Source organism: Microbacterium paludicola, from assembly GCF_039529675.1.
GTDB classification, from domain to species: domain Bacteria; phylum Actinomycetota; class Actinomycetes; order Actinomycetales; family Microbacteriaceae; genus Microbacterium; species Microbacterium paludicola.
On the sequence record NZ_BAAANG010000003.1, the window covers coordinates 220,279 to 231,303 of the forward strand.

Annotated in this window: 13 protein-coding genes and 1 tRNA gene; 5 read left to right on the forward strand and 9 right to left on the reverse strand. The window is 71.4% G+C overall.

Features of this window, described 5'->3' with window-relative positions:
- Positions 1-15 precede the first annotated feature (15 nt).
- The 5 genes from ABD161_RS03805 to ABD161_RS03825 all read right to left on the reverse strand — a co-directional run bounded on the left by ABD161_RS03805 (position 16) and on the right by ABD161_RS03825 (position 3,485).
- On the reverse strand, positions 16-579 hold the full coding sequence (locus ABD161_RS03805) for a DUF3618 domain-containing protein (protein WP_343999829.1): 564 nt from the start codon (positions 577-579) through the stop codon (positions 16-18).
- Positions 576-992, reverse strand: a complete 417-nt coding sequence (locus ABD161_RS03810; RefSeq protein ID WP_343999831.1) for a phage holin family protein — start codon at positions 990-992, stop codon at positions 576-578. Before ABD161_RS03810 ends, ABD161_RS03805 begins: the two co-directional genes overlap by 4 nt.
- Positions 982-2,025: a F0F1 ATP synthase subunit B family protein gene (locus ABD161_RS03815; protein WP_343999833.1), complete on the reverse strand. Its 1,044-nt coding sequence runs from the start codon at positions 2,023-2,025 to the stop codon at positions 982-984. Before ABD161_RS03815 ends, ABD161_RS03810 begins: the two co-directional genes overlap by 11 nt.
- Before the next feature lie 108 nt (positions 2,026-2,133).
- A complete protein-coding gene (locus ABD161_RS03820) occupies positions 2,134-2,658 on the reverse strand; it encodes a hypothetical protein (RefSeq protein WP_343999835.1) in 525 nt (174 codons plus the stop codon).
- The gene (locus tag ABD161_RS03825; RefSeq protein WP_343999837.1) at positions 2,655-3,485 is read right to left on the reverse strand and encodes an inositol monophosphatase family protein; all 831 of its coding nucleotides are present in this window, start codon (positions 3,483-3,485) and stop codon (positions 2,655-2,657) included. The genes ABD161_RS03820 and ABD161_RS03825 overlap by 4 nt, the downstream gene beginning before the upstream one ends.
- A 312-nt stretch (positions 3,486-3,797) precedes the next feature.
- Here ABD161_RS03825 and ABD161_RS03830 point away from each other — a divergent pair, with 312 nt between their 5' ends.
- Positions 3,798-5,108 carry an HNH endonuclease signature motif containing protein gene (locus ABD161_RS03830; RefSeq protein WP_343999838.1) on the forward strand — a complete coding sequence of 437 codons (1,311 nt, stop codon included), beginning with the start codon at positions 3,798-3,800 and terminating at the stop codon, positions 5,106-5,108.
- A gap of 53 nt (positions 5,109-5,161) precedes the next feature.
- Here ABD161_RS03830 and ABD161_RS03835 read toward each other — a convergent pair whose 3' ends face one another.
- Positions 5,162-5,293: a hypothetical protein gene (locus ABD161_RS03835; protein ID WP_343999840.1), complete on the reverse strand. Its 132-nt coding sequence runs from the start codon at positions 5,291-5,293 to the stop codon at positions 5,162-5,164.
- Positions 5,294-5,471: 178 nt separating this feature from the next.
- Between ABD161_RS03835 and ABD161_RS03840 the strand changes: the two genes are divergently transcribed.
- Positions 5,472-5,544: transfer RNA gene (locus ABD161_RS03840), tRNA-Lys, on the forward strand.
- A 63-nt stretch (positions 5,545-5,607) separates the two neighbouring features.
- Here ABD161_RS03840 and ABD161_RS03845 read toward each other — a convergent pair.
- The gene (locus tag ABD161_RS03845) at positions 5,608-6,084 is read right to left on the reverse strand and encodes a GNAT family N-acetyltransferase (protein WP_343999842.1); all 477 of its coding nucleotides are present in this window, start codon (positions 6,082-6,084) and stop codon (positions 5,608-5,610) included.
- 123 nt (positions 6,085-6,207) lie between these two features.
- On the opposite strand from ABD161_RS03845, the gene ABD161_RS03850 reads away from it, so the two are divergent.
- Together ABD161_RS03850 and ABD161_RS03855 are read left to right on the forward strand one after the other, a co-directional pair.
- Entirely contained in the window at positions 6,208-7,758 is a 1,551-nt protein-coding gene (locus tag ABD161_RS03850) for a LuxR C-terminal-related transcriptional regulator (RefSeq protein WP_343999844.1), read from the forward strand.
- Complete coding sequence (locus ABD161_RS03855) at positions 7,755-9,287, forward strand: LuxR C-terminal-related transcriptional regulator (protein ID WP_343999846.1); 1,533 nt, start codon at positions 7,755-7,757, stop codon at positions 9,285-9,287. The genes ABD161_RS03850 and ABD161_RS03855 overlap by 4 nt, the downstream gene beginning before the upstream one ends.
- 2 nt (positions 9,288-9,289) lie before the next feature.
- Here ABD161_RS03855 and ABD161_RS03860 read toward each other — a convergent pair whose 3' ends face one another.
- On the reverse strand, positions 9,290-9,913 hold the full coding sequence (locus tag ABD161_RS03860) for a GntR family transcriptional regulator (protein ID WP_343999848.1): 624 nt from the start codon (positions 9,911-9,913) through the stop codon (positions 9,290-9,292).
- A gap of 315 nt (positions 9,914-10,228) precedes the next feature.
- Positions 10,229-10,510, reverse strand: coding sequence for a hypothetical protein (locus ABD161_RS03865; protein WP_228066612.1), 282 nt, complete (start codon positions 10,508-10,510; stop codon positions 10,229-10,231).
- A 170-nt stretch (positions 10,511-10,680) separates the two neighbouring features.
- On the opposite strand from ABD161_RS03865, the gene ABD161_RS03870 reads away from it, so the two are divergent.
- The coding region (locus tag ABD161_RS03870) for a trehalose-6-phosphate synthase (protein ID WP_343999851.1) at positions 10,681-11,025 on the forward strand (345 nt) is incomplete at its 3' end.

The following is an 11,025-nucleotide window of genomic DNA, read 5'->3' on the forward strand; positions in this document are numbered from 1 at the left end:
TGTGGTCGTCGCGGCTCAGGCCCCGCTGACGTTTCCGCGCGCCTCGTCCGCGCGGTCGCGGACGGTGCCGGCGGCATCCTGCGCGTCGTCGCGGACGTGGGATGCGGCATCCGTCGCGGTGTCCTTGACGGCGGTCGCGGCATCCTGCACCGGCTCCTTCAGATCCTGCCCGACCTGCTGAGCCACCTGCCTCGCCTCGTCGACGAGCGGCTGCGCCTGGTCCTTCACGTCGTCGGCGAGCTGCTTCTCCTTCTCGGAGGCGGGGATCAGCGACGACACGAGCAGACCGGCGGCGAAGGCCATGACGCCCACGGCGAGGGGGTTGCCCTCCGCCTTCGCGGCAACCCGGTGCGTCGCGTCCTTCACGGACGAGCTCGCGTCCTGGAGCGAGGAGCCGGCGTCGTCCGCGCTTCCCATGATGCGTTCGCGGACCGAACCGAAGGCGCCCTTGATCTTGTCGGTCTGACGGTGCACGACCTTCGAGGGCGTCACCTTGTCGACAAGGGCGTCGGCGTCGTAGCTGAGTTCACGGCGAGTGCGCTCGATCTCGGCGCGGATCGCCTCAGGCGAATCGGTCATCGGTTCTCCTCATTTCTCTTCAGGGCGTCCGGGATCTTCCCGAGCGTCTCCGCGGTGCGCGGAGCGCCCTTCACTTCCTTGATCTTGTTGCGGCCCACGAGGAACAGGACCGCGGCGATCACCGCCCAGAGGAGGGCGACGATCACGGCCGACCAGCCGAGGCCGGTGAGCTGTCCGATTCCCCACCAGAGGGCCACCGACAGGAAGAAGACGGCCATCAGCGCCGCGTATCCGGCGCCGCCCATCATCCCCGCGCCGGTGCCCGCCTTGGTGGCCGACTCCTTCAGCTCGGCCTTCGCCAGTGCGATCTCCTGGCGCATCAGCACCGAGAGGTCCTGCGTCACCTCGCCGAGCAGATCGCCCAGCGACGTCGAGGCCGCCTTCTGCTCGGAGGGAGTGTGCTCATCGACCATCGTTCGCCTCCCCAGGGGGCGTGAAGCCCGGCTCGCCGGCAGGGTTCGCGGCACGCGACTCGTCGTACATGGGCGTGGGCTCGCCCTCGGCGCCTTCCGTGGGGTACGCCGCGGGATCGTCGAGCCCGGCCGCCGGGTACTCCGCCGTCTCCGCGCTCGAGCCGTAGCCCGTGCTCTGGGTGTATCCGGTGCCCTCGCCGTAGCCGGTGCCGGCGGTCTCGGCCTGGCCGTAGCCGGTGCCCGACGTGCCGTCGTAGCCGGTACCCGCGGCCTCGCCATACCCGGTGCCGGCCGTCGCGGCGACGCCCGCAGCCCCCGCACCGTACGCGGCTCCGGTGCCCGACTGATCCACCGCCGTCGCCATGCCCGCCGGGCTCGGCGTGCCCGAGCCGAAGCCGCCGCGCGCGCCCTCGCCACCCGGCGTGGGGTTCGCGGCGCCCGTCCCGGTGCCCGTGGAGCCCTGCTCGTCCTTGGCGTTCTCCGCCAGGGCGCGCGTGAGGCGTCCGGCGGCGAGGCCGGCGATGAGCGCGCCGGCGATGAAGACGCCCGGCTTGCGACGTGCGAACGACTTGACCTCGTTCAGCAGCGAGCCCGGATCGCGGTCGGACAGCCAGGACGACGCATCCGTCAGGCGGGCGGAGGCCTGCTCGACGAACTCGGTCGCCATGCCGCGGTTCTCGGATCCGCGGGCCATCGCCTGCAGCTCGTCCCCGATGGAGCGAAGCCCCTCGGCGACCCGCTGCTGCTGCGTCGCGGCCTGCTCGCTCAGCTCCTGCCGCGTCTGCGCATAGACCTGCTTCGCCTGGGTCTTGGCCTCGTGCGCGACCGTCGAGGCCTCCTCCTTCGCGGTGTCGACGACGTGTCCCGCCTCGGCCTTGGCCGTGTCCTTCACCTCTGCGGCTTCCTGCTTCGCCGCCTCGGTCTTGCCCGACGAGTCGTGGCCGGACGCGTCCGATCCATATGCCGTCGTGTCCGACTCGGATCCGTATCCCGTCGGCGTGGACGGCGGCACCGCACCATAGTTCTGCGACATCGGTCTTCCTCTCCGTTACCGCTCGTGGTCTTGGGATGACCATGTAACGCGGCCGGAGAGGATTGCGCTTCCGGCTTGACCGGAGCGCCTGCGCGTGGCAGAGGCGCGTCAGCGCGGGCGGACGAGCTGGACGAACTCCTTGCTGTCGGCGAGCACCACGTAGCCATCGGCGAAGGCGTAGGTCACGCCCTCGACGCCCTCGAACGGGTCGCTCAGGTAGATCAGGCCGTCGCCCTCGGTGCGCGTCCAGCCCTGCTCGGTGAGGTAGGTGACCCACTTCTCCGTGCCGGCGGCGTCGATCGGCGCCCAGCCGAAGAGCTGCACGCCGTGATCCGTCGCGATGTCGGCGTTTCCCCACTTGCACTCGACGCCGTCGGGGATGCTCGTGGTCGCCGGATCGCCGAAGCTGAACGGCTCCTCGACCGGCACCAGGCCGTAGCTCTCGAAGTCGGCGACGAGGGTCTCGGGCAGGATCGTCTCGCACGTCGGCGGCATGGTCGGATCCGACAGCTGCTCGCCGCCTGCCGGAGCGCTCGCCTGCGGATCGACGGGCGAGGTCGGCGCGCATGCGGCGAGGGCGAGCGTCGCCGCGACCGCCAGCGCGAGCGCCGTGGCGCGGCGAGCGAGGGTCATGAGGGCCCCGAACGGCCGTGCAGGATGTCGAGGATCGCGTCGTGCAGGATGCCGTTGGTCGCGACCGCGGAGCCCGCGGCGATCGTGGGCTCGCCGTCGAACGACGAGAACCGGCCGCCCGCGGCCGTGACGATCGCGGCGGCGGCGGCGAGGTCGTACTCCTTGACGTCGAACTCGCCGACCATCTCGAGCCGGCCCTCGGCGAGCAGCATGTACGACCAGATGTCGCCGTAGGCGCGGTCGCGCCAGACGCCGCGGGTGAGCGCGATGAGCGCGTCGAGGTGTCCGGCGCGGTCCCACTGCGCGATGCTCTGGAAGCTCACGCTCGCCTCGTCGAGCGTCGACACCGTCGACACCCGGATCGGACGCGGCTCACCCTCGGGGGTGTTCGTCCAGGCGCCGAGACCCTCGGCACCCCACCAACGGCGCCCGAGCGCGGGCGAGCTGACCACGCCGAGGCGCACGACGCCGTCGATCTGCAGCCCGATCATCGTGCCCCATACCGGGACGCCGCGCAGGAAGTTGGCGGTGCCGTCGATCGGGTCGATGATCCAGCGGCGCGACGTCGGCGCGTCCGAGCCGTACTCCTCGCCGAACACGCCGTCGCCGGGGCGGTGCTCCGCGAGCAGGGCGCGCACCGCGCGCTCGGCCGCGAGGTCGGCGTCGGTCACGTGCGACCTGTCGGCCTTGAGCGACACGTCGAGGTCGGCGGCGTCGAACCGCGGCAGGGTCTCGGCGTCGGCCGCGTCGGCGAGCCGCAGCGCGAGCTGCAGGTCGGCGTCGGGATCGCCGTGCGGAAGGGAGGTGGCCGACGCCGGGGGAGTCACGCTCTCAGGATAACGGCGCCTCCCACCGGGTCCGGACGGCGGAACACGGTGCGTCATCCGGCGTGTCATCCGGCGATCGTCACTCGGGCAGCGCCCACACGAATCCGTCGAGCAGCGCCGTGGCGGAGACGCCCAGCACGTCGCGTTGAGCGAGCGCAGCGAGTCGAAACGCCCAAGCCGGCCAACGGCGCCGCCACTCTCAGTCGCTCGGGTCTCTCGTCCACAGCCCGCGTTTGATCCCTTCTGATTTCATACCCCGGATCAGCCCTTTTCCTCACCTGGAATGTCGGTGGCCCCTGGAAGAATCACCTCATGACCTCCCAGGCGATCGCTCCGGCTCCGTGGATCCCCACGGACGAAGAGAACGCCCGCACGTCGGCGCTGGTCGACGAATACGTCGACGCCGAGGCGCAGATCGCACGCCTGCGTGCGCGCCAGGCATCCGCACTGGTGGGCCTCGCCCAGATCGCGGCGGCCCAGGCGAGGCGCAGCGGATCGGAGTCGGAGTACGACTTCGCCACCCGGTCCATGGCGGCAGAACTCGGTGCGGCGGCGCGGATCCCGGACGGAACGATCCGCAACCGGATGTCCGGCGCGCTCACCCTGGTCACAGAGTTCCCCGCCACCTTCACCGCGCTGCAGGACGGGCGCATCACCGAGGCCCATGCGAAGGTGATCCTCGCCGCGGGCGACCGGCTGGATGACGACTCCCGCGCCGAATACGAGAGCATCGTCCTTCCCCGCGCGGCGGCCACGACCGTCGGTCAGCTGCGCGCACTGGTCAAGGCCGTGGCCGAGCGGATCGACCCGCTGCCGATCGCCGCGCGGCACGAGGAAGCCATGGCCACGCGTGGCGTGTGGGCCTCCCCGCTGGAGGACGGCATGGCGCAGCTGCTGATCGTCGGCCCTGCCGCGTTCATCTACGCGATGCACGACCGGGTCACCCAGATGGGAACCAAGAACAAGGCCATCGCCCGTGCCGCCGGCGACGTCGACGGTCGCACCCTCGACCACCACCGCGCCGACCTGCTCATCGACATGGTCCTCACCGGCACGCCCACGGCAGGCGAGGGGGTGGATGCCATCCGCGCCGTCATCCAGGTCACCATCCCCACCGACACCCTCACCGACGACGACGGCATCGGCGACGGTGCGGCGTTCCTCGCCGGGTACGGCCCGATCGACCCCGACACCGCCCGCCGTCTCGCCGCGAGCGCTCCCACCTGGTCCCGCCTGTGGCAGCACTGCGAGACCGGGGCGTTGCTCTCCGTCGACGCGTACACCCCGACCGCCGCGCAGCGCCGGTTCCTCACGGCGAGAGATGAGCACTGCCGCTTCCCCGGCTGTCGACAACCCGCACGAAGATCCGACGTCGACCACACGGTTCCGTACTCGGAGGACGGGCCGACGGCGGTGACCAACCTCGCCCACCTCTGCGAAGCGCATCACAGGCTGAAGCATCACTCGCCCTGGCGCACGCGCCAAGGCCGCGACGGTCTGCTCGAGTACGTGTCACCCGCGGGTCGCGCCTACGCGTACAAACCCACTCCGATGGTGCGGTTCGAAGCCCTCGCCGAGGTGCCCATGCCCGACCTCAGGATGGGCCTGGACGCGCCGTTCTGATCAGGCCACGACCCGCAGGATCTCCTCGACCGAGGTGATCCCGTCCAGGGCCTTCAGCCAAGCTCGCCCGATTCGAGCAGCTCGCGCAGCCGCTGCAGCTCGTCGCGATCGGAGCCGGCGAGCTCCAGAGCGCGTTCCCGCGCCAGGGCACCCTGCCTCACAAGGATGTGGATGAGAGCGGCCACTTGACTCCTTCGGGGGCAGGAGAGGCGCGTATGCCAGGGCGGCCATCCTATCGCCGCCCGTCGACGGCGTGGTGACACGCCCGGAGAGCGGGACCTGCCGCCCCGATTCGCGCGAAGCGGTCCCGGCTGGTAACGTAGTCCCTCGGTTCGGGAGCGCGAAACTTCGCCTCTGGAACATGCACCTCTAGCTCAATCGGCAGAGCAACTGACTCTTAATCAGTGGGTTCAGGGTTCAAGTCCCTGGGGGTGCACAAGCAAGAAGCCCCGACGTATCGGTCACGATGCGTCGGGGCTTCTTCCGTTCTCGACGCGGGTCACGCCTCCAAGGTCTTGCTGTACCAGCGGTCGGAGTACGGCTCGTCGTTGAACGGGTGCACGCGCACGAACCCGGAGCGCTCGTAGAGCGCGCACGCCTCGCGCAGCTCCGCGCGGGTGTCGAGGCGGAGAGTGCGGATCCCGCGGTCCCGGCACTCCTGCTCGGCGGCCCGCAGCAGCTGTGAGCCGACACCCCTGCCGCGCTGGCTCGGCAGCGTGAAGACCTTCGTCAGCTCCGCGACGTCATCGAGGAATCGCACGCCCGCGCAGCCGACCGGACGGCCGTCTTCCGTCGCGACCAGGAACACGCCGGTGTGGGCCTGCAGGTCGTCGTACGGCTCGTCGCGCAGGGCCTGCTCGATCTCCTCCTCCGTCGCGGGCCGTCCGTACCACCGCGACGCGACGTCCTGCATGTAGGCGCGCACGATCGAGTCGGCGGCGAGCGTCCCGGGCAGAGCGACGTCGATGGTGACCACGAAAAGGAGCCTACGGGCGGGGATGTGGGGGTCGCCGCTCAGGGGTGCACCATAGAATCCTCGGGCGTGTCGCCGGTCGCGACGCGTCGATCCGCCGAGTGAAGGAATGACGATCGCATGCCGATGAGGCAGGGGGAGGATCCCCGCGTCAGCGCGATCTTCCGCGCGCTCGCGGACGGCGATCATCTCCGGGCGATCGAGCTGAGCGAGGCGCACTGGTCGTACCTCTCGAGCTTCCGCCTCGAGGTGAAGCGCACCGTCGCCGACTCGCTGCCCGACGACGTGCTGCGCGCGCGACCGCTCTGGGCGGTGACCCGCCAGGTGCTTGCGCACACGTTCTTCGGCCGACTGCGGCCGAGCCTGTGGGGAGGTGTGCTCCCGCCGCTGCGCCGGAGCGACAGCCTGATCGACCGCCTCGCCGTGCAGACCGCGTACGCCGCGGCCGCTCGCTTCCGTGGTCGGCTCGAGGACGCCGCGCGGTGGGTCGCGCGTGCGCAGGCAGAGCTCGCCGCGGCCCCGGAATCCGAGCGCGCCGGCGCGCGGTTGATCCTGGCCGATCTTCACCACGAGTGGGCTCTCGTCGCACTCTTCGCCGGGCGAGGATCCGACGCGATCACGATGTTCACGCGCTCCTTCGAGGCCGCCGAGCAGGAGGGGCATCCGCGCGCGGCGATCAACGCCGCGGCCGAGCTCGCCTGGCTCGTGACCCTCACGGGGAAGCGGGCGCAGGCGCTCGCCTGGCTGGGCCGGATCGCCCGCCTCCGCGCGGAGCACCCGACGGTGCACCACACGACGCACACCGACCGCATCGCGCGAGCCCAACTGCTGCTCGACGAGCTCGATCTGGCGGGCGCGCGGGCCGAGCTCGCCGCGGTCGGGGACGCTCGGGATCACGCGCTGCTGCTGTGCGCCGTCCGCGCGCTGATCGACGCCCACGACCCGGAGCTCGACCCGGCCACCACGCTCGCCCACCTGCGCGCAGAGACCGACACCTTCCACGACGGCTGGGCTGCCGCGCACCTCAATGAGGCGATGCTCGAAGTGGCGCAGACGCGCCTGTACCTGCGCTCGGGACAGGCGGCGCTCGCCGTGCAGGCCATCGGCGCCACCGAGCGAGTGTCCGGTGAGATCGGGTCGGGTCGGGCCGCCGCCGCCCTTCACCAGCTCGGCGACGACGAGCGCGCCTACGCGATGACCACCCGCTTCCTCGCCGAGGGCAGCCGCTGGCCGAGAATGCGCGTCCACGCGCTCGCCGTCCATTCGATCCTGCTGCTGCGACGCGGTGAGGAGCGCGCGGCCGCGGAGACGTTCAGCGAGGCCCTCGAGCTCGTCGCCGAGCACCGGCTGCTCATCTCGCTCGCGATCCTGCCGGCCGACGACCTGCGCGAACTCGCGGCGCTGCTTCCCCAGCGGCATCCTCGCCGCTATCTCGCGCTCGCGGTGGCCGATGCGCCGATCGCGTCGACACCCGGCCCCGAGGGACCGCGACTGAGCGCGCGGGAGAGCACGGTGCTGGCGGTGCTCGCCGAGGGGATCACGGTCGCCGAGGCAGCGGCCCGGCTTATGGTCTCGGTGAACACCGTCAAGACGCAGCTGCGCATGCTCTACCTCAAGCTCGGCGTGCACGACCGGCGCGACCTCCTGGTGGCGGCGCGACGACGGGGGCTGGTGTGAGCGTCCCGCCGCTCGCGGCCCAGGCTTTCCGCGCGCTCGCCGAAGCCGCATGGGCGGATGCCGTCGCGCTCGCCGACAGGAACTGGGACGTGATGCTCCACGAGCATCCGACGGCGCTCAGGGCCATCGCCGAGGCGGTTCCCCCCGAAATGCTGCTCGGTCGACCGCACTGGCAGCAGCTGCACCTCCAGCTCCCTTACCGTTCGTCGCCCTCTATCCGGAGGGCGAGCCTGGCGAAGGATCCGGCCTGGCGCCGCGTCGCCGAGCTGACGGCCCGGAGCCGTTCGGCACGCCTGGCGGGCGACGTCGCGCGAGCCGTCGAGTGCGCCTTCGAAGCCCGCGACGAATATCGCCGCGCGGCGGCGCGTGAGGAGCCACCGGCGTCCGCGCCTCGCCTCATGTTCGAGTGGGCGCTCGCCTTCGTCGTGGGCGGCCCGGTCGAGCGCTCCGGGTGGGACACGCAGCCGGAAGCCCAGCTCGAGGAGACCTACTCGTCGGCGTTCATCCGCGAGGACTACGAGATCGCCGCCCGCGCCGCCGCGGAGATGGCCTGGCTCAACTCGTTCGCGGGGCGCGCCGACGCCACGGCGCACTGGCTCGAGCGCGCGGCGGCCGTCCACCGCGCGAGCGGTGGCGTGTCGTCTCCCGCGCGCCTCGCCCAGTCGATGCGACGCTCAGACGCACTGGACTTCCGCGGGGCGCTCGCGGCGCTGGTCGCGCTGTCGGGCGACCACCTCTACGACCACCGGATCATCGTCGCCGCCGCAGCCGTGATGTACGCGGTCCACCTGGGGCCGACCGAGATCGAGCGTGCACGCAGCGAGCTCGCGCGCAACTGCGAGACGTCGCCTCCCGGTCTGCTCGCGACGCCCGTCAACGCCGGTGCGCTGGCGTACGCCGAGTCATACCGCCTGCTGCTCGATGGCCGCCCCGCCCGCGCCCTGAAGCTGCTGCAGGCACCCGCCGGCGCTCGGCTGCCGCTGTACGCCGAAGCCCGCCGGGCCTCAGCGCTGCTTCAGGCGGGCGACCTCCACGGCGCCGAGATGTCGGCCATGGCGGCGATCGAGGAGGGCGGGGCGATGCCGCGGTTCGTGATCGAGGCACGGGCGGCGCTCGCGGTCGCGCAGCTGCGCGCGGGAGCCAGGGATGCCGCGCGCGAGTCGTTCGGCCGCGCGGTCGCACTCGCCGACCGCCACACGCTGCCGGTCGCGCTCGGCCTCATCGGAAGCGCCGAGTTCGACGACCTCCGCGGGCTTGTCGAGCGATCGGAGGACAGCCCGAGCCTCGCCTCCCTCACGGAGCACCACATGCGACGACCGCAGCCGACCGTCACGCTCGCCGCCCTCACGCCGCAGGAGCGCCGGGTGCTCGAGATGATCGGCTCGGCCAGGTCGGTCGCCGAGGCGGCCGCGCGGTTGGAGGTGTCGCCGAACACCGTCAAGAGCCAGCTGCAGGCGATCTACCGGAAGTTCGGGGTCTCGCGCCGCAGCGAGCTGCTGAGCGTCGCCCGCGAGCAGGGACTTCTCTGACGTCAGCCGTCGACGCCGAAGTGCGCGCGGATGATCCGCTCGGCCCCGTCCGCGTCGCCTGCGCGCACGGCGTCGCGCATGCTCGTGAGGTACGGGAGGTTGCCGGCCGCCGAGTCGTCGGCGCCTCCAGCGGCGAGATTGCGCTGGATCGCCATTCCCAGGTCGACCGAGACGATCTCCATGAACTTGTTTCCGGCGTAGGACAGAAGCAGTGCCTGCAGCTCGCGCTGAGCGACGAGACCTGCGTCGGTGGCCATCATGCGCGTGATGATCTGGTCGATCCCCGCCGCCGCCTCCTGGCGCTGTGCCTCGTCCATGCGGGGGAGCGCCATCCCGACGACCGAGCTCAGGTAGTGCGCCGCGAACTCGAGGGTCGACTGCACCATGTCGGGCGACACCTCCGTCACCCGCGTGTACCGGCTTGCCGCCGTCTCGATCAGGCCGACGCGCTGCAGGCGCTGCAGCGCCTCGCGCACGGGCATGCGGGAGACGCCGAGCTGCTGCGCGAGCTCGTTGTCCCGGACGCGGGCGCCCGCGGGCATCGTGCCGTCGATGATCGCATCGGCGATGCGCTCCGCGACCATGTCGCTGAGCCTCACGGATGTGATCTCAAGGGTTTCGATCATCGTCTGCTCCTCTACAGGCCGGCTCACGCCGAGCACTCATCGAGAGATCTCGAGCAGCTGCCTCGGTCGCTGCCGAGGCGTCGCGGATTGACCTGCCGGGTCACAGGATCCATCGACACTGCCGTCGAGCGCGCAGTCGGGCGGGTCGGGGGTGACCGGAGGGAGGGGGGATCCCTCTGCCCGAATCCATCTGCGGTGAGGCAACGATATGCCGCACAGTGAGGATTCCGGTGGGCGCGGACGCGCGGTTCGGTCGAACCGTGATCGATTTCACCCGCGGCATCACCTGATTCGCACGCCGCGCGGGCGCCGACGTCAGCGACGGCGCTTGGCGAGCTCCTTCTCGGCATCCCGGGGCGAGTAGTACTTCGCCTCCTTGCCGTGGATGGGGGAGTCCTCCGACACGGTGCGGCCGCGGCTGGCGTTGCGGATGTCGATGATCGTGCCGATCGTGAGCGCGAGGGTGATGCCCCAGCTCACCCAGCCGAGACCGGTGCGCCAGGTGAACTTCTGGGCGTTCGCGCCGCGCAGCAGCGCGTAGCCGCTCGTGAGCGTGCCGATCAGTCCGGTGCCGCTGAGGTATTTGCGCAGTGCCATGGCACCACGCTAGCGGCCGGGCCATCCGCGTGCAGGGGCTTGCGCGGGAGACGGTGCCCATGGCACGCGGCCATAACCGCCGGGGCATGCGCCGTCAAGCCCCGGTCGCCGGGCCCGCCGCGGAAAGGCCCCGCTGATACCGTGAAAAGGAGCCCCTAGGAGGAGCCGATATGTCTCGCGCAGATCTCGTCGTCGTCGCCAACCGCCTTCCCGTCGACCGGGTGATCGCGCCGGATGGCGAGGAGAGCTGGCGGCGGTCGCCCGGCGGTCTCGTCACCGCCCTCGAGCCCGTCATGCGCAAGCCCGACCGCGCGTGGGTGGGATGGGGCGGCCAGCCCGACCTCGACATCGAGCCGTTCGACTTCGAGGGCGCCCGACTCGTGCCCGTGCCGCTGAGCGCTGCCGAGATCGAGTCGTACTACGAGGGCTTCGCCAACGGCACGATCTGGCCGCTCTACCACGACGTCATCGCCGCTCCCGTGTACCGCCGGTCGTGGTGGGAGTCGTACGTCCAG